The sequence below is a fragment of the Marinobacter sp. genome (genome assembly GCF_040882185.1).
In the GTDB taxonomy this organism is placed as follows: Bacteria; Pseudomonadota; Gammaproteobacteria; order Pseudomonadales; family Oleiphilaceae; genus Marinobacter.
This window is the reverse complement of the sequence record NZ_JBBEBW010000008.1, coordinates 13,466-32,323: the sequence shown is the minus strand read 5'-3', so window position 1 is coordinate 32,323 and position 18,858 is coordinate 13,466. Positions and strand designations below refer to the sequence as shown.

At 55.7% G+C, this 18,858-nt stretch carries 14 protein-coding genes; 11 read left to right on the top strand and 3 right to left on the bottom strand.

The annotated features are described in order from the left end of the window. Positions 1 to 15 precede the first annotated feature (15 nt). The 3 genes from WEB64_RS06220 (at position 16) to WEB64_RS06210 (ending at position 3,985) form a co-directional block, all read left to right on the top strand. Complete coding sequence (locus tag WEB64_RS06220) at positions 16 to 2,211, top strand: EAL domain-containing protein (RefSeq protein WP_368060153.1); 2,196 nt, start codon at positions 16 to 18, stop codon at positions 2,209 to 2,211. A gap of 204 nt (positions 2,212 to 2,415) precedes the next feature. Further along, positions 2,416 to 3,051, top strand: coding sequence for a thiol:disulfide interchange protein DsbA/DsbL (locus WEB64_RS06215; protein WP_368060155.1), 636 nt, complete (start codon positions 2,416 to 2,418; stop codon positions 3,049 to 3,051). Between the two features lie 73 nt (positions 3,052 to 3,124). Continuing rightward, a complete protein-coding gene (locus tag WEB64_RS06210) occupies positions 3,125 to 3,985 on the top strand; it encodes an endonuclease/exonuclease/phosphatase family protein (protein WP_368060157.1) in 861 nt (286 codons plus the stop codon). Positions 3,986 to 4,069: 84 nt separating this feature from the next. Here WEB64_RS06210 and rpmG read toward each other — a convergent pair whose 3' ends face one another. From rpmG to radC, 3 genes are all read right to left on the bottom strand, one after another. Continuing rightward, entirely contained in the window at positions 4,070 to 4,225 is a 156-nt protein-coding gene (rpmG, locus tag WEB64_RS06205; RefSeq protein ID WP_007153739.1) for a 50S ribosomal protein L33, read from the bottom strand. A gap of 11 nt (positions 4,226 to 4,236) precedes the next feature. Then, the gene (rpmB, locus tag WEB64_RS06200; protein ID WP_368060159.1) at positions 4,237 to 4,473 is read right to left on the bottom strand and encodes a 50S ribosomal protein L28; all 237 of its coding nucleotides are present in this window, start codon (positions 4,471 to 4,473) and stop codon (positions 4,237 to 4,239) included. Between the two features lie 224 nt (positions 4,474 to 4,697). Beyond that, the gene (gene radC / locus WEB64_RS06195) at positions 4,698 to 5,372 is read right to left on the bottom strand and encodes a DNA repair protein RadC (protein WP_368060160.1); all 675 of its coding nucleotides are present in this window, start codon (positions 5,370 to 5,372) and stop codon (positions 4,698 to 4,700) included. Positions 5,373 to 5,513: 141 nt separating this feature from the next. On the opposite strand from radC, the gene coaBC reads away from it, so the two are divergent. The 8 genes from coaBC to WEB64_RS06155 all read left to right on the top strand — a co-directional run bounded on the left by coaBC (position 5,514) and on the right by WEB64_RS06155 (position 18,848). After that, entirely contained in the window at positions 5,514 to 6,749 is a 1,236-nt protein-coding gene (gene coaBC / locus WEB64_RS06190; protein WP_368060162.1) for a bifunctional phosphopantothenoylcysteine decarboxylase/phosphopantothenate--cysteine ligase CoaBC, read from the top strand. Further along, positions 6,746 to 7,207 carry a dUTP diphosphatase gene (gene dut / locus WEB64_RS06185; protein ID WP_368060164.1) on the top strand — a complete coding sequence of 154 codons (462 nt, stop codon included), beginning with the start codon at positions 6,746 to 6,748 and terminating at the stop codon, positions 7,205 to 7,207. Before coaBC ends, dut begins: the two co-directional genes overlap by 4 nt. Before the next feature lie 117 nt (positions 7,208 to 7,324). Next, positions 7,325 to 9,958 carry a phosphomannomutase/phosphoglucomutase gene (locus tag WEB64_RS06180; RefSeq protein WP_368060166.1) on the top strand — a complete coding sequence of 878 codons (2,634 nt, stop codon included), beginning with the start codon at positions 7,325 to 7,327 and terminating at the stop codon, positions 9,956 to 9,958. Between the two features lie 35 nt (positions 9,959 to 9,993). After that, complete coding sequence (gene argB / locus WEB64_RS06175; protein ID WP_368060168.1) at positions 9,994 to 10,890, top strand: acetylglutamate kinase; 897 nt, start codon at positions 9,994 to 9,996, stop codon at positions 10,888 to 10,890. 19 nt (positions 10,891 to 10,909) lie between these two features. Continuing rightward, a complete protein-coding gene (locus WEB64_RS06170) occupies positions 10,910 to 12,295 on the top strand; it encodes an acetylornithine deacetylase (RefSeq protein ID WP_368060170.1) in 1,386 nt (461 codons plus the stop codon). A gap of 16 nt (positions 12,296 to 12,311) precedes the next feature. Beyond that, positions 12,312 to 13,487 (top strand): acetylornithine deacetylase, encoded by a 1,176-nt coding sequence (gene argE / locus WEB64_RS06165; protein WP_368060172.1) that lies wholly within the window; start codon positions 12,312 to 12,314, stop codon positions 13,485 to 13,487. Positions 13,488 to 13,530: 43 nt separating this feature from the next. After that, positions 13,531 to 14,847, top strand: coding sequence for an amino-acid N-acetyltransferase (gene argA / locus WEB64_RS06160; RefSeq protein ID WP_368060174.1), 1,317 nt, complete (start codon positions 13,531 to 13,533; stop codon positions 14,845 to 14,847). A 224-nt stretch (positions 14,848 to 15,071) separates the two neighbouring features. Next, positions 15,072 to 18,848, top strand: coding sequence for a DUF1631 family protein (locus tag WEB64_RS06155; RefSeq protein ID WP_368060176.1), 3,777 nt, complete (start codon positions 15,072 to 15,074; stop codon positions 18,846 to 18,848). The last annotated feature ends 10 nt before the right edge of the window (positions 18,849 to 18,858 follow it).

The window sequence follows — 18,858 nt, the reverse complement described above, 5'->3', positions numbered from 1 at the left end:
GAAGGACAGCAACACGTGGAAATAGATCTAAAAGCGAACATCCTGGTGGTGGATGATAATGCGGCAAAGCGTCAGGCATTGTCCGCAGTATTGGAAGAGTTGGATCAAAACGTCGTTTTGGCAGCCTCTGGACATGACGCCTTGCGCTCCCTGCTGGCCGAGGATTACGCCGTCATCCTGATGGATGTTCAGATGCCCGTGATGGATGGATTCGAGACGGCGACCCTGATCCGTAGCCGGGGTCGTTCCTCTCTAACGCCCATCATTTTTGTGACGTCCTACTCTCATGCTGAAACGGATATGCTCGGCGGTTACTCCCTCGGTGCCGTCGATTTCATATTCGCGCCGATCATTCCCGAGATACTGCGCGCCAAGGTTTCAGTTTTTGTAGACCTGTTTCATAAAAATCAGGAGCTCAAACGCCATGAGAACCATCTGGAAAGCCTGGTCCATCAGCGAACCGTCGCGCTTACCGCAGAGATAACCGAGCGTAAACGGGCCGAGCATGTGATCCGGAAATTATCCAGTGCGGTTGAGAAGGTGGCTGATTCCATTTTTATTACCGATACCGAGGGCCATATCGAGTACGTCAACCCCGCCTTCGAGCAAACAACCGGCTACCAGAGCGACGAAATTTTAGGGAAGACCCCCCGGTTAATCAGATCCGGTGAACACGAACCAGCGTTTTACACGAACCTCTGGCAGACCCTTGGCCGGGGCGAAATATACCGGGAAGTGATCATTAACCGAAAGAAGAACGGCGAGCTTTATCACGAGGCCGTAACGGTTACGCCGCTGGCTGACGATAACGGACGATGCACACATTACATCTTCTCCGGCAAGGACATGACTGAGCGCATGCAGGCCCAGGAACGGCTACACCATCTGGCGCACCACGACATCTTGACGGGAATGCCGAACCGGATGCTGTTCGTCGACCATCTCTCGCAGGCACTGAGCCGGGCGAAATGGCATGATCGTGCGGTCGCAGTGGTGTTTGTGGACCTGGACCGGTTCAAAATCGTTAACGATACTCTGGGGCACGATGCTGGCGATCAGTTGCTTAAAGCTATATCCGAACGCCTGAAGTCTTGCATGCGTGAGGGAGACATCGTTGCTCGCTTCGGGGGTGATGAGTTTGCAGTGTTTTTCAACGATATCGCCTCCTATGATGACGTGGCGCCGCTGGCAAGCAACATGCTCAATGCCATGTCGCCATCTTTTTCGATCGCTGGGAGGGAGCTGTTCATGACGTTCAGTCTTGGCATCAGTCTCTATCCCGATGACGGCGATAATAGCCAGGTCTTAATGCAGAACGCCGACACTGCGATGTATTGTTCCAAGCAGCAAGGCGGCAATAGCTATCACTTCTACCGAGTAGAGATGAATGCGCATGCAATGGAGCGACTGGAGCTCGAAACTGATCTGCGTCGCGCGTTGGGGCGAGGTGAATTCTCGCTCGCCTATCAGCCGCAGTTCGACCTTGAGAGTGGCGCGATGGTTGGAGTGGAAGCACTGTTGCGCTGGCAGAGGCCCGGGACCGGGCTGGTTCCTACCGAGAAATTTATTCCGTTGCTTGAAGAGACAGGGCTGATTGTTCCCGTTGGCGAATGGGTGCTGAATTCCGCTTGCGCTCAGCATCAACAATGGACTGCCAAAGGCCTTCCGCCAATCGCTCTCGCCGTAAACGTCTCCGGTCGTCAGATTGACGCCAAGGCACTTTTTGAGACGGTGACCCGTGCTATACAGGACACGGGAATGGACCCGACATTTCTGGAGCTTGAGATTACCGAGACAGTGCTTATGGATAATATTAAATCCATCGGGGAGGTCTTTCGTAGATTAAAATCCATCGGTTTGAAGGTCGCAATTGATGACTTTGGCACGGGCTTCTCTTCTTTGAGCTACCTGAAACACTTCCCGGTCGATACGCTGAAAATTGATAGCGAGTTCATTCACGACATAACAAAGGACGTTGACAGTGCGGCCATCGTTACCGCCATTATAGCGTTGGCCGAGGCCTTGGGGATGCGCTCACTGGCGGAAGGGGTGGAGACTCAGGAACAGATGGAGTTTCTCTGGGCGCAGGGCTGCCATGTCGCCCAGGGACACTATTTCAGTCCCGCCCAAAGTCCAGAAGAACTCGAGAGACTTCTGGCCCGGGGCGGGGAGCCTCTGGAAGATCCTCACCTGTCCCATCAAAATTTTTGACAGAGCTAAGCGACAAAAGCTTATCTCACGTCGGATTTCTGCGTCCGTTGATCAGGAAACAGCCACACATAAGGCAAACGGCTTGGCCTGAAGTGCGGTGTTTTTTATCTGACGCCAGAGAACTTTGTAAGATTATCTTGGTCTTAACTGGCCAATTGGTACTCAATTATGTTTGATTGTGGTTATAACAACAGAGGTTTTATTATGACAAAGATGTTGAAAGCGGCGTTGCTGGTAATGATGACGGTTTCCTTTGGCGCTCAGGCGCAGGACGGAGATTGGCAGGAAGGCCAGCACTATGTGGAATTGAGTAACCCGGTTCCCACCGCGAGCGAGGACAAGATCGAAGTTGCCGAGGTATTCTGGTACGGCTGTCCGCATTGCTACACCTTCAAGCCCTTGATTGAGGCGTGGGAAGCCGATATGGCCGATGATGTCCACTTTGAATTGATTCCTGCTGCTTTGGGCCGCTCCTGGGAGCCCCATGCGCGTGCGTTCTACGCGGTAGAGGCGCTTGATAAACTTGACGAAACCCACGACGCACTTTTTGAGGCGCTTGCCCGGGACCGTCGTCAACTTGAGACCCCTGAGGCACTGGCTGAATATCTGGCGGAATACGGCGTCGATGAAGAGGAATTCATCAAGACATTTAACAGTTTCGGCGTGAATGCAAAAATGCAGCAATCTCAGGCCAAGATCAGAGGAGCGCGCATAACCGGTACGCCGACTATGCTGGTTAATGGAAAGTACACCGTTAGTGCCTCGATGACAGGTAGTCATGAGAACATGATTAAAGTCGTGGACTACCTGGTTGAAAAAGAGCGCGCTGCGCAACAGTAACTGCGTGATAGTTACAGGCCGAAAGCCTCCGGTTCGGCTTTGATCCGGTGTCAATCGCGGTGGATGCCAGCCCATGTACAGACGCATCAAAAAGCAATTTGACGGCTTTATGGGTTCTAGCAAGGCCAGCCGTGGTGCCTGTTCGGGTATGGACCACGTGCCTGAATTTGAGGCGCACCGTCATATCCGGCTGCTCACTTTCAATATTCAGGTGGGCATCAACACTTCGTCGTATCGACATTACCTGACCAGAAGCTGGCAGCACTTTCTGCCTCACCGGCACCGCAATGACAATCTCGACCGTATCGCCAGCCTGTTGCGGAATTATGATGTTGTCGCCTTGCAGGAGTGTGATGGGGGAAGTCTGCGCAGTGGCTTCATCAATCAGGTCCAGTATCTTGCGGAGGCCAGTGGGCTGCCCTATTGGCGGCAACAGCTTAATCGCAATTTGGGGCAGTTTGCCCAGCACAGTAATGGCCTGTTGAGCCGATATCGGCCGCTGGATGTCACTGAGCATCGTTTGCCGGGCCTTATCCCCGGACGTGGAGCAATCATCGCCCGCTATGGTTCGGAGGACGACCCGCTGGTGCTGGTCATGATGCATCTGTCACTCAGCAAGTCAGCCCAGCAGCGCCAGCTTGGGTTTATCCGCGACCAGATTGCACAATATCGGCATGTGGTGCTGATGGGCGACATGAACAATCATGCGGAGGAATTGTTGAATCGGTCGCCGCTCAGTGAAACCGATCTGATCCCGCTTCCGGATACGGCTCACAGCTTTCCAAGCTGGCGGCCCGAGCGCGCCCTGGATCACATTCTGGTTAGCCCCAGCCTTGAAATACGTCGGGCGGAAGTGGTGAGTTATCCAATGTCTGACCATCTCCCCATTGCCATGGATATCGCGTTGCCAAAAGGTTATGTGGAGAAGTTTTAAGGGTACCGCGCGGCTAGCGGCGAAATTCAAGGCATAAAAAAACCCGGCGATTAGCCGGGTTTCTTATCGAAAGCAAAATCAATATTACTTGATTTTGGCTTCCTTGTAGGCAACGTGCTTGCGAACCACCGGATCGTACTTCTTGATCTCGATTTTTTCCGGGGTATTACGCTTGTTCTTGTTGGTCGTATAGAAGTGACCAGTACCTGCTGATGAAACCAGCTTGATTTTTTCGCGCATGATGCGGCTCCTTAGAGTTTCTCGCCGCGGGCACGAAGATCGGCCAGCACAGCGTCAATACCTTTTTTATCGATGACACGCATACCTTTGGTAGATACACGCAGCTTTACAAAACGCTTTTCTGATTCAACCCAGAAACGATGATTCTGCAGGTTGGGCAGGAAGCGACGACGGCTATGATTCATCGCGTGAGAAACGTTGTTACCTGAAAGCGGACGCTTACCGGTAACCTGACAGACTCTGGACATACTTGCCTCCGACCTGAGCTAAGGTCATGAAAATACGAATTCGTTTATCGCGCCTTTCGGTGCTCGCCAGACGCCGCCACACCAGGCTGTGTGAAACTCGGACCAGCGCTCGCGACGTTTTGGCACAACCTGAAAATTAAGGGACGCTTTTATACCAGAATCGAGGCCTTAACGCAAAAAATTGTTAGGATTTTGGCCAAGGTTTCGGTTTATTCCTACATTATTCACATCAGGCCCCGTTCGGCCAGTGAAATGACCTCGCCATGGCCCACCACCATATGGTCGAGTACCCGGATATCCACCAGCCCGAGAGCTTCCTTCAGCCGCCGGGTCAAACTGATGTCAGCCTGACTGGGCTCGGCTACACCTGATGGATGGTTGTGCGCAAAGATCACCGCCGCTGCGTTCTGTTCCAGGGCATAGCGGACCACTTCTCGTGGATAAACTGCCGCACCATCAATGGTCCCGCGAAACAGTTCGTGATATCGGATGACCCTGTGCCTGTTATCCAGAAACAGGCCTGCAAACACTTCATGGGGATAGGTGCCCAGCCGACTGCGCAGATAAGCCCGGGTGTCCTCGGGTGAACGCAGCGGGTCGCCCTGGCGGAGTGGCTCGTCCATGACTCGGCGGGCCATTTCCATCGCCGCCTGAACCTGGGCATATTTTGCCGTCCCGAGGCCTTTCACATCACAGAATTGACGTTTCGACGCCGCCATCATGCCTCGCAAGCCACTAAAATGATCAATCAGGTGCCGTGATAATGACATTACGGGCATACCAGCTGTGCCGGTCCGCAGGAAAATCGCGAGCAATTCAGCGTCTGACAGGCTGCCCGCGCCGTGAGTGAGCAAGCGCTCCCGGGGGCGTTCATCAGTGGGCCAGGTGGACTTTTCCATGCTTGAATCCTTTCAATAGTGGGTTGGTTCAACGCGTCCTGCGTGCGACGGAAGGATAACACGCTTGTCGGGCTGTCGGGAGAGCCCGTGCGATGCTATCTTAAGGCTTCTGTTTTTGTTCAATCTGGTTGTGGAGCAAACATGGCGCAGAAACGTATTCTGCTGGGTGTAACAGGCGGTATAGCCGCGTATAAAAGCGCCGAGCTGGTCCGGCTACTGAAAAAGGCGGGCTGTTCCGTACGTGTTGTCATGACCAGTGGTGCTGAGGCCTTTGTGACGCCGCTGACGTTCCAGGCGCTCAGTGGTGAGGCGGTCAGGACATCTTTGCTGGACCCGTCGGCAGAAGCTGGCATGGGTCACATAGAACTGGCGAAATGGGCGGATATCATCGTTGTGGCTCCGGCTTCCGCCAATTTTATGGCCCGCCTCGCCCAGGGTATGGCAGATGACCTTCTGAGTACTCTGTGTTGCGCCACGGAAGCACCCATTGTGGTGGTTCCGGCGATGAACCAGGCCATGTGGAAAAATCATCGTACCCAGCGCAATCTGTCGCTGCTCGAAGCCGACCCGCAAATCCGTGTGCTGGGTCCGGACCAGGGAGATCAAGCCTGTGGTGATGTCGGTCCTGGTCGGATGTTGGAGCCACAGGCGATTGCTGACCGGGTCCTGCTGGATACTCCCCGGTCGCTCGCGGGGGTGCGGGTGGTGATTACTGCCGGTCCTACCCGCGAAGCAATCGACCCGGTGCGCTATATCAGTAATCACAGTTCCGGCAAGATGGGGTACGCACTCGCGGCGGCAGCCCACGCTGCTGGCGCTGACGTCACCCTCGTCAGTGGCCCGGTGATGCTTCCGCGACCTGCAGGCGTAGCGGTGCTCCCGATTGTGACGGCAGAAGATATGCTGGCGAGTTCTATGAGGGTCGTGGATGCGGGTTGTGACATCTTTATAGCGACCGCAGCGGTAGCGGATTATCGCCCGTTAACCTGTGCTGACCAGAAGCTTAAAAAATCCCAGGAAGAACTGTCGCTGGCGCTGGTGCGCAATCCCGATACGCTGGCAGCAATAGCGGGCCGTACTGATGCACCGTTTACCGTCGGATTTGCTGCCGAAACATCTGACGTCATTCGCTATGCCACCGATAAACTGACACGTAAGCATCTCAACATGATTATCGCTAACGGTGTGTCTCAGGCAGGGGTCGGTTTCAATGGTGACGAGAATGCCGTCACCGCCTTATGGCCGGGAGGCCAGCAGGTGTTCGGTCAGGAGACCAAGGTCAATCTCTCGGGCAGGCTCATTGCCTTGATCGCGGAACATTATCGTGCAATTGCCCACTCCAACAATCAATCTGACAGCAGTGAGGTAAAATCATGACCAGACAGTCACTGCAGGTGCGGGTTCTCGACCCGCGTATCGGTGAGAGTATCGCATTCCCTGCTTACGCGACCGACGGCTCGGCCGGTCTCGACTTGCGAGCCTGTCTGAGTAAACCGCTGACGTTGGCGCCTGGCCAGACTGAACTGCTCAAAACCGGGCTTTCCATTCATATTGGTGATCCCTCACTGGCTGCGATGATTCTTCCGCGCAGCGGTTTGGGCCACAAGCATGGCATTGTGCTGGGCAATCTGGTGGGGTTGATTGACTCGGATTATCAGGGCGAGTTGATGGTGTCCTGTTGGAACCGCGGGCAAAGCCCGTTCACCGTTGAAGTGGGGGAGCGCATTGCCCAGTTGATTCTGGTGCCGGTTGTCCAGGCTGATTTTGACATTGTGGAAGCGTTTGAAACCAGCGACCGAGGCCAGGGCGGGTTTGGGTCTACCGGAACCCGTTAAGGGTTTCTGCCTCTTGCAAGCAAGGATCAGCAGGACATCTATACTCTTGCTAATTAAAAAAATCATTGAATCCAATAACAACCGTCCCGTGCGGCAACTATCGAGCGGAACCTCGCTATGAAACTCGGCAAGAAAAAATCTTCGGAAGAGCTGGCGCCAGACTCCACCGAGACCAAAAAGAAGAAACAAAAAGCGGAAACATCCGCCAAAGGGCCAAAGCTAAAGCGCTTGACGGATGTGATGTTACTGCAGGTCGTGGTGACGCTGTTGGCGGGCGTTGCCGCCTCGGCCTTACTTTTTTACCTGGTACTGGGGCCATCTGAATCGCGGTTTCAGGCCGCACACTCCAGGGTTATGTCTGAACAGGCAGTAGCCCGGGTAGAGCAACATCTGACCATTTTACAGAATCTGGTCAATGGCTACGCCTCTCAGTCAGCGGTGCGAAATGCACTTGCAGACGCATCTAATCAGCGCGCCATTTCCGAAGATCTCAAGTCCATGTTGCCCGACATCAGCGAAGTGTTTGTGTTTCCTTACGGCGATATTCCGCGCCGCTCCGGTAATATGCGTGGGCTTGGGTTTGCAAGCCTCGACCTGGCCCGTCGGGCCGAGTCTGGACGACAGATATCTGCCGATGCCTTTCCCCGTGACAACCAATGGTTCGTCCAACTGGCAGCGCCCGTCAGAAATCCATCCACTCAGGCCGTTCAAGGCACGGTACTGGTCGTGTTCAGCGCCGATATACTGGCTCCGGCCCTGGCCTCTGATGCCAGCAAGGTGGAGATTATACAAACTGTTTCGGGGCAGGGCCAAACGCTGATCGGCCGAGGTACGGGCAGTGCAGACGTTATTGATAGCCCGTTGACGCCACCAAACTGGACCCTGCGATTCACCCCGTCAGTGAACGCTTTGCCTGAATCCAATCCGGTCATTGCCATGGTCCTGATCGCGATCCCGTCCTTGCTGGCCGCTATCGTGGTCTGGATGCTGATGGCAAACGCTCAGCGCGCTTTGCGTCGGGAAGTCGCTATGCTGATTCAGTGGGCCCATAAGGCGTTCGGTGGCGAACGCACCAAACTGCCAGGATTCCAGTGGGATATGATGGCCTCGATAGGCGAGGTCCTTTTAAGGTTGGCCCAGGCGGTCGACAAGCGACTGGTCAAGGCAGCGGAAGCCAATCGTATGCCGCCTGCCAAACCGGCACCGGGTTCCGGCCCGATAAAAGCAGGGGCCGCGGATTCGGCAGAGCCCCTGTTCCAGGACAAGGATATGCTCGATATCGATATGCTGGATGGCGATGAAGACGTGCTCGGTTTTGGTGGCCAGGACAGCGCGGATGAGTTCGGGCTGGGTGTCGAGGAAGTGGTTCAACCAAGCGTTGAAGTGGTACCTGGTATTTTCAGGGCCTATGACATCCGGGGTATCGTGGGTGAGACCCTGACCGCAGACGTCGTCATGATTATTGGTCAGGCTATCGGCAGTGAAGCAATTGCCCGCCAGACCACGACTTTGTGTATCGGCTATGATGGCCGGCACTCAAGCCCGGAACTGGCCCACGCCCTGGGTCGGGGAATTATGTCGACAGGCTGCGACGTAGTCGATGTGGGAGCTGTACCGACGCCGGTACTTTATTTTGCCACCCACCATTTGAATACCGGCTCTGGAGTGATGGTGACAGGCAGCCATAATCCATCCAATTACAATGGACTTAAAATCATGCTCGGCGGTGAGACATTGTCTGGTGAAGCTATCCAGAAACTGTTACAGCGTATTCAGACCGGTGATTTCGAGCATGGCCAGGGCAGCCGATCCGAACAGGATGTGCGTCGGGCTTATCTGGATCGTATTATTGAAGATATTGCCGTCGCTGCGCCTTTAAAGATCGTCATGGATGCTGGTAACGGTATCGCTGGCGAGCTTGGCCCTTTACTGGCGGAAGAGCTCGGTTGCGAAGTTATCCGGTTGTATTGTGACGTCGACGGTGACTTCCCCAACCATCATCCTGACCCGGGCAAACCCGATAACCTGATCGACCTCATTCAGCGGGTGAAAGCCGAGAAGGCCGATATCGGCCTGGCGTTCGATGGCGACGGTGACCGCCTCGGTGTGGTGACCAACACCGGTAAAATCATTTGGCCAGACCGCCTGATGATGCTGTTTGCGCGGGATGTGGTGTCTCGCAATCCGGGTGCGGATGTGATCTATGACGTCAAATGTAGCCGCCGGCTGGCCGGCGTAATCAGTCAGGCGGGGGGGCGCCCGATCATGTGGAAAACCGGCCATTCGCTAATAAAAGCCAAGATGCAGGAGACCGGGGCCCTGCTGGCCGGAGAAATGAGTGGCCACGTGTTTTTCAAGGAACGTTGGTATGGCTTTGACGATGGCCTCTACTCTGCAGCCAGGCTGCTGGAAATTCTGGGGGTAGAGGATCGCCAGTGTGAGGAAGTGTTTGCCGAATTCCCGGATGATATCAGTACCCCTGAACTGAATGTGGACGTGTCCGATGAGACCAAGTTTACCCTGGTTGAGAAGCTCAGCAAGGAGGGGAATTTCGGTGACGGCAACTTGAGTACCATTGACGGTGTCAGGGTGGATTATCCGGATGGCTGGGGGCTTTGCCGTGCTTCAAACACTACGCCGGTGCTGGTGTTGAGGTTTGAGGCGGAATCCGAGGCAGCCCTCGAGCGTATCAAAACTGTTTTCCGGGAACAGCTCATGAAAGTCGCGCCCGATCTAGTGGCCACTTTTTAGAACATAAACTGAACATATCTGACAGGGTTTTTAGAATGGCATTGGATCGAGAAACCGCCATGCAGGTGGCTGCAGTACTAAGTAAAGGGCTGCCTTATATCCAGCGTTTTACGGGTAAAACTGTCGTCATAAAGTACGGCGGGAATGCGATGGAAAACGAAGAGCTGAAAAGTAGCTTTGCCCGGGATGTGGTGCTGATGAAGCTGGTGGGTATCAATCCCATCGTGGTTCATGGTGGTGGCCCCCAGATCGGGGATCTGCTGGAGCGTCTCAATATCAAATCGCATTTCATCAATGGCATGCGGGTGACAGACAGCCAGACCATGGATGTGGTTGAAATGGTGCTTGGCGGCCAGGTCAATAAACAGATCGTGTCTTTGATCAACCGTCAGGGCGGCACGGCCGTTGGCTTGACCGGAAAGGATGCCAACCTGATTCGCGCCCGCAAACTCGAGGTAAGGTCGCAGTCCGATGAGCTCAAGCGGCCTGAAATTATCGACATCGGTCATGTAGGGGATGTGGAAAGCGTCAACGTGGAGGTGATCGACATGTTGACCCGGAGCAACGTGATTCCGGTGATTGCGCCCATTGGCGTCGGCCCGGATGGCGCCTCCTACAATATCAATGCGGACCTGGTCGCGGGCAAGGTCGCGGAAGCGTTGAAAGCTGAGAAACTGATACTGCTGACCAACGTTTCCGGTCTGAAGAGTAAAGAGGACAAGGTGTTAACCGGTTTGACTGCAAGCCAGGTCAACGCCTTGATTGAGGATGGCACCATCCACGGGGGCATGTTGCCGAAAATACGGTGTGCACTGAGCGCAGTTGAGCACGGGGTTCGCACCGCCCATATCATTGATGGCAGGGTGGCCCACGCTACGCTGTTGGAAATCTTCACCGACGAGGGTGTCGGTACCTTGATTTCACGCGGTTGACGGCCATCGGGAGGCCAGCATGAAGAAGCTGTTTTACACGCTGGTCGTACTGGCGCTGGTTGCTTTTTTTCTCTTCAAAGGTGCGGTCTGGTTCCTGGCTGGACAGCGCATGGCGGAACTGGGTGATGAGATTGCTGAGTCGGGCGTGGTCGAGTGGCAACGTTTGAGTTCCAACCTGTCGGGTCAGGTCACCCTGCACAGTGTCCGGTACCAGCAGTTTCGATTAACCCAGCCTCTGAATGTTGGCCTCGTGCGCTTCACTGCAGGTTCACCGGTGGCGCTGATGCAGGCTCTGGTCGACCCGACCCAACCACCGAAAGAGTGGCAACTTGATGCCGAAGGAGTGAAGCTCCAACTGGATGCCGCCATGATCAAGAACTGGGTGGCCCCGGAGGCAGACGAGAAGCCCGCATTATTTGGGCTCACCTGCGGGCCGGACCATCGACAACAACTGGGTAGTGGCGACCTGGTCCGGATGGGTGTCTCGGATATCCGGGGTGAAATCCTGCTCCGGCAGACGCGGGACAATTTACATTTTGAGTTGAGCACGGCCGGAACTGGCAGCCTTGAGATGACCGCCCGTAATTATCGTCCCAGTCTGGTCACCGGGGATGCGGCAATTGAAGACGTCCAGCGTCACCTGCCGGTTGCCATGGACGTGGTCCTGCGTGATGGTGGCTTAATGCGCAAGGTAGCCGTCTATTGTGCCCGGGAATCGCGGATGGAAGTGCCGGAATGGGTGGTGCTTGTTACCAGTGGGTTTCGGGATGCCCTGAATGCCCGTGGTTATGAGCCCAGTAAGCAATTGATCGCGCTTTACCAGCGTTGGCTGACCGAAGGCGGCCAGTTGGAGTTTACCGTTGAACCAGCCAGCCCGACAGTGGGCGTACCCGTTCATGGGCTTGAGGGTGCTGCTGCCAGTAATGCCTCGTTCAGCATGACCTATAATCAGGCCGGTGTTCCGGATGTATACCTGACACGGGTGAAAGCCGAACTTCCGGAATTGCCGGAGCAGGCAGTTGAACCAGTGGTACTGGGCGAACCGGAATCCGCTATGGCTGACTGGCGCCCGGCGTCGGTTAATGAAGCAGGGCGCTGGCTTGCGCGCACCGTCAGAGTTACGCTAGCAAGTGGCCGCATTGTGGAAGGGCGCCTGATCAGTGTGCATGAAGAACGAATTGAAGTAGCCCGAATGGTCGATGGGGGTGAAGTTGCCTACCCCATGGTCATTGAAGCCGTAGAACAGTTCGATGTCTGGCGTCGAGCCAGTGATGAGGGTCGTTCCGTTGTGGCGCCTGTACCAGAGCCGGAGCGGAAGTCGGAAGCTGGCGTGCAGCCACGAAGCGAGCCGGAAACGGAATCCGATCCTGGATTCGCTACTGAAGTACAAAGCCCTAACTCCTGAATATCAAGGGTGCATTATGTCTGATCAAACTTTTTCTGCAGCCGCCAGAATACCAGGCATCAGGGATATGCTTACCCGGCTGATTGCCCTGCCTTCCATCAGTAGCGCCACGCCGGCCTGGGATCACAGCAACGAGCCGGTTGTCCGGCAACTGGCCGAATGGCTTGAGCCGATGGGCTTCGTCACCGAGATCATGCCGGTGCCGGGCATGCCGGGTAAATTCAATCTTATTGCCACGCTAGGTAGCGGCTCCGGCGGCCTGGTGCTGTCCGGCCACACGGATACGGTCCCCTATGATGACAAGCGCTGGAAAAGTGATCCGTTTACCCTGACCGAACGGGATGACCGCTGGTACGGGCTGGGAACCTGCGACATGAAAGGGTTCTTCCCGCTCGTTATTGAGGCCGCCAGGGCGATTGTTGGACAAAACCTTAAACAACCGTTGATCATTCTGGCAACGGCAGACGAAGAGAGTTCCATGAATGGTGCCAGGGCGCTGGCGGAGGCTGGGCGACCCAAGGCGCGCTACGCGGTCATCGGCGAACCCACCGGTCTGAAGCCGGTGCGCATGCACAAGGGCATTATGATGGAGCGATTGATCTTCGAAGGTCAGTCTGGTCATTCTTCAGACCCGTCCCTGGGCAACAACGCCCTGGAAGGGATGCATGAGGCCATGGGTGAACTCCTGGCCTTGAGAAAGGGCTGGCAGACGCAATACCACAATGCCAATTTCAAGGTTCAGGTGCCAACCCTTAATCTTGGTTGCATCCACGGTGGTGATAACCCAAACCGGATTTGCGCCCGCTGCGAGTTACACTTTGATCTGCGCCCGCTGCCGGGTATGAAGATGAATGAATTGCGTCAGATGATTCTTGACCGAATTCAGCCGCTAGCCACCACGCGCGGGCTCAAATTGTCCTTTGAACCTTTATTTGATGGCGTGCCCCCCTTTGAAACCGCCGCTGACGCGGATCTGGTAAGTGTCTGCGAGCGCCTCACCGGACACTCCGCTGAGGCCGTCGCGTTCGCTACGGAGGCGCCTTGGTTGCAGGCGTTGGGCCTGGAGACCCTGGTCATGGGTCCGGGTTCTATTGATCAGGCCCATCAGCCGGACGAGTTTCTGGCATTGTCACAACTGAACCCGGCGGTAAAAATACTGCAGGGACTGATTAGGCATTATTGTCTGGAATAGTGCAGCCAGACGCCAAAACTACACATTGCTGAGGAGCAAGGTATTGAAATCAAATGACTGGCTGCATGGATTCCGCCACTCTTCACCCTACATTAACGCCCATCGTGGACGCACCGTGGTGTTGACCCTCGGCGGTGAAGCTATTGCCCATGACAACCTGATCAACATTATCCATGACATTACGTTGTTGAGCAGTCTGGGGGTCAAACTCGTAGTGGCATTCGGGGCTCGACCCCAGATTCAGCAACGACTGGACGAGGCGGGCGAGGTCTCCGAATTCAAGGACGGGCTGCGAATTACCAAAGAAGAGCAACTGCCGTTTGCCCTGGAAGCTATCGGGGCCTTGCGGTCGTACCTCGAGAGTCGGTTGTCCATGGGGCTGGTCAATTCACCCATGCACGGCGCACGCATCCGGGTCAGTAGTGGCAATTATGTGGCGGCCCGCCCCGTCGGTGTTCTGGGCGGGGTTGATCATGGCTACACCGGCCGGGTTCGCCGGGTAGATGTCAGCGGGATCGAAAAGCTGCTGGAGGCAGGCCATATTGTGCTGTTGCCGCCGCTGGGGTACTCGCCTACCGGGGATGCCTTCAACCTTTCCTACGAAGATGTCGGCAGCCAGGTGGCAGCCGCCTTGCAGGCAGAGAAACTGATCATCTTCACCGAACACAAGGGCGTACTGGATGAAACCGGTGCACTGGTCCGGGAGCTCACGGTGCGACAGGCCTGTGACCGGCTCGCAACGCTCAAGGCCGCCGATGCTGACAGCGATCTGTTACGGGCCGCCTGTGATGCCTGTGTTAAAGGTGTGCGGCGGTCTCACATCATCAGCTATGGCGAAGACGGCGCGCTGCTGGAAGAGTTATTCACACGGGACGGTTCCGGCACCCTGGTCAGTGGCGATAACTACGAACAGGTGCGTCGGGCCCGAGTGGAAGACATTGGCGGTATTGTGGAGCTGATTCAGCCGCTGGAAGATCAGGGGGTTCTGGTCAGGCGCTCCCGGGAGTTGCTGGAAACGGAAGTCGACTGTTTTGTGGTTGCCGAACGGGACGGCATGATCGTCGGCTGTGCGGCCTTGTACGCTTACCCGGAGGAATCCGCTGGGGAGCTGTCCTGTTTTGCTGTTGACCCCGCCTATCGGCGGGCGGGCCGTGGTGACGACATCCTGGCAATGATCGAGTCCAGAGCCCGTGGGATGAGTCTGGCGCAGTTGTTTGTGCTGACCACGCAAACCGAGCACTGGTTTCGTGAGCGGGGTTTTGAGCCATCAAAGGTGCAGTCCCTGCCGGGACCCAAACTGGCCAGTTACAACACCCAGCGTAACTCAAAGGTCTTTGTTAAACGCCTTGGGAGCCTCTGATTAATCGTGCCAGCTCGTGATTATCAGTAGCGAAAGAGGATAGATCTGACTAAGCTGTTTCCTGTGATTGTCTTAAAGCTGGCCGGGGCGGATTGAAGGTCTTAACAGTAGATTGCGAATGGACAGAATCGTACCTTCGCAATGGCTCTCGAACATTTTTACAAATCGATGTCACTGGTGTTGTCATAACGCCATCGTCGATTTTTCCAACTACCAGGTCGTCAATGGATCCCAAGGAACGTCGAGCCAGTCCTCGTCAACCGATTAAACTCGCTGCCCAGATTGTGCTGGAGCCAGAACAGCCCTGGCCCTGCCAGATCGCTGACTTTTGTGCTGAAGGCCTGTTCATACGCTATTCAGGGGAAACCGCCCGGAAGGTTGACAACAGCCTGGCTCGACGTGGCGGAGACGAGTTGATCGTAAGATTCCGCAGTGCGGATGGCAAAAAGCGCCATGAGCTGAAGGTTGGTGTGGCCCGTCATGTTGAAGGCGCCCTAGGGGTGCTGTTTACCCGGGCTAATCCGGAGGCGGTGGACGCCATGCTCCAGCAGTGTGGCGCCAGTCGAAGTCAGGAACGTTCAGCCCTGAAACCGCCCAGTGAAAAGGTCCAGTTTGTCCTGCGCCAATGTGCAAAAATCCTGATAGAACACATCGAACCGTTGATGGAATCGTGCTTCGTCGGCATGACAGAAGCGTTGAAGCAGGCGGCTGAGAGCGCTTCCAATGAGCAGCAGGCCAATGATTACATGGATACCGCCGGCCAGGTGGGTGTGCGTCGCCGGGCAATCTGGCACCAGATGCTGCAAGCGCTGGAATCGCCTCTGAAGCCTGAGCGCAAAGGTGTGCCGGGTGCCGAGTTGTCGTTGGTGGATAAAACTGAATTCGAAGACTGGTTGACGATCAAGGTGATGGTCACCAAGGCCGATACCTTATACCGGGGGGACCTGTTACAGCTCAAGATGCGGCTGGACAAACTTTCGGTCAGTAATGCCACCGGCCATCAGAATCCGTTAGGCCCGGCGCTGATATGTGAGGCCTTTCATCGCGGTTTACAGCACCTTAAAGCGACCAGAAGCGCAGAGAAAATCTGCTTGCGAGCATTCGAAATCTCAGTGTTGCAGGAGCTCAAGCCGCTCTACAACGACCTCAATCAGGTCCTGATCCGACAGGGAATTCTGCCGAACCTGGATCTCAGCAAGTATCTGAGTGAGCGCGCCTCCCGGCCGGAGCCAGTCCGCTCTGAGTCGCCTCCCGTAGAATCGCCGGAACGTCCGGTCATGCCCCGGAACACGGATGATCTCGTCCAGCCTGACCAGGCGCCACAATCTTTACGGGAAAAAGCATCAAGTGGTGCTGCCCGTGTTTCAGCGAAGAGTTTCCGAAATTACTCACAGGCGGCTCAATCAGCTTTCGCTACGGTGCGCAATCTTGTGTCGACGCTGACGGACAGCCGCTTGAGCCGCGGTGACGTTGATCCGAGGCCATTTCCACCCCAGGCCCGACCGATGTCTGCGGGTGAGCTGCAGCGTGAACTACAACAACTGCAGGTCGAAACACCTCAATCAGCGGTTATTCCGATATCGCTCAAAGATCGGATTATTGACCGGGTGAAGGCTTCTGGTAACAACGCGTTGGACGAAGAGCAGCAGGGCACGCTTGATGTCGTGGACCGGTTTTTCAATAGTGTGGTGGAAAGTCCCAGATTGAGCGAAGTCACCCAGCAGCAACTGCGTCAGTTGGAAGTGCCGGTGTTCAAAGTGATGTTACGGGACCGGGAGTTTTTTGACGATCAGGCGAGCCCGGTCAGAGGTGTGATGAATCGTCTGGCGCAACTGGGCGTCAAGGGTGGCCGGGTGAATCCGGTCATTCAGCGGCGTATTGACGAACTGGTTCAGCGCATCAGTACCGATTTTGAACAGGATACCCGGGTTTTCGAGCATGCGGTTGGAGAGCTTGATAATCTGATCGATCGTCAGGATCTGGTTTATCGTCGCAATGTGGAGCGGGTGACCGCCGCCGCTGAAGGCGCACAGAAAGTGTCGGAATCCAAGGCTGCAGTCAATTCGGCACTGGACCAGCGGCTGGCGGGTCGTCAGGTGCCCAAGGCATTGGTGAGCCTGCTAAACGGCGGTTGGCGGGACTTGCTCTCGCTGACCTGGATCAGGCAGGGGCCGGAGAGCCAGCTTTGGCAGGATTACCTGTCCGTGATCGATTCGTTGATCACCTTCGGCGAAGATCCCGGTGCCTCGATGAATCTGCCGGAATTGCTGCGGGTCATCCAGGATGGTCTGGCATCCATATCCAGTAATCATTTGCCCTCCTCTCATATCCGGGATCAGCTTAAGCAATTTCTGATTCGTAAACCGGACACGGTGGTTGAAATGGTCGAGGTGGCACCCGCTGCCAAAGCTTTGGATGAGAAAGAGCTGGTAGCCCGGGAGCGGGAGAACCAGAGCCTGCAACGCTGGGTTGTGAGGGCTCAGAAACTGCGTACCGGTGACTGGCTGAAAGATCAGGAAAAGCCGACAGAGCCCCAGTATATTCGGCTGGTTTGGGTGGCGAGGAGTTTCAGCCGCTTTGTATTCGTGAATCACCAGGGTATGCGGGTGGTCGAGCTTGAGCTCAACGCGCTGGCTCGCCTCCTGCAAAAAGGCATGATGGTGCCCGACAGCCTTTACGACCGGCCGCTGGTGGATGAAAGTATTGATCGGATGGTTTGCAAGGTATACGACCAGTTGTCCTGGGTCTCCACTCATGATGAACTGACCGGCTTGCTGGCACGGCGGGAGTTTGAGCGCTTGCTAGAGCAACAGCTTGCCCGGCACGAGGATGAGCGTGTGCTCGTGCGGCTCGACTTGCGCCAGTTGCGACTGCTGAACGATACCGCCGGCTATATTGCAGGCGATGATGCCATCAAGTCCGTGGCCGGTATTTTACGGGACCAGGTCGGAGAAGACATGCCGCTGTCGAGGCTTACCGGCAGCGAGTTTGGTTTTTTGGTGCCAGCTGAGCAGTCGGAAGTATTGACGGCCGGTGTCATCAAGGCAATCGAGGCGATGGAGTTAACCTATGCGGGCAAGCGCCACCAGCTTTCCGGCAGTGCCGGTCTGGCTCCGATGCTACCGACGTTGGCGACCGCCGAGCGTTGGCTGCGGGCAGCCGATGAAGCCTGCAAACTGGCCAAGAGGAAGGGCAACCGGCATACCGTCACTTACAGCCTGGATGCGACAGCCCAGGCCCAGCAGGAGCAGATCACGGCAAAGGTGGCGAGCCTCAGTAATCTCGATGAGGAGCGTATGTTGTTACGCTGCCAGAAAATCATTCCTTTGCACGCTGAGGCCCGGTTGCCGACCCAGTATGAGGTCCTGATAAGCATGCACGGCGAAGCCGGAAATCTGATAGCCGCTGCGGATTTTGTAAGAATGGCGGAGCGATACAATCGGATGCAGGCTGTCGACCGGTGGGTGGTGGGCCATATGCTCGATTGGCTTCGCGACTCTGCCCCGAGTTCTGCCGACCTGGGGGGTATGTGCATCAACCTGTCAGGTTACTCGTTGAACGATGAGTCATTGCTGGAATTTATCTACGACAAGCTGAGCCAGAAAGACGCTCCCATAGAGAGACTCTGGTTTGGGATTACTGAGGCTGCCGCTATCGATAATATTCAGGGAGTAGCGGAATTTATCGAAGAGATGCGGGAGCTGGGCTGTCGATTCTGCCTCGGAAACTTTGGCAGCGGCCCGACATCGTACCAGTATATGCGAAGCCTGCCGGTGGATCTGATCAAGCTCGACGGGGCCTTTACACGGCACGTAGCCACGAGCGAGACTGACCACGCCATGGTCCGTTCCATGGTGGATATGGCGCATTATATGAAGCGGGAAGTTATTGCCGCTCAGGTTGAAACCCGGGAGGCACTCGAGGCGCTCAGGTTGCTTGGAGTGGACTATGCTCAAGGCTATATTATTGAAAAGCCACGGTTGTTAAACAGCCTGATCTAACGCTTCCGGA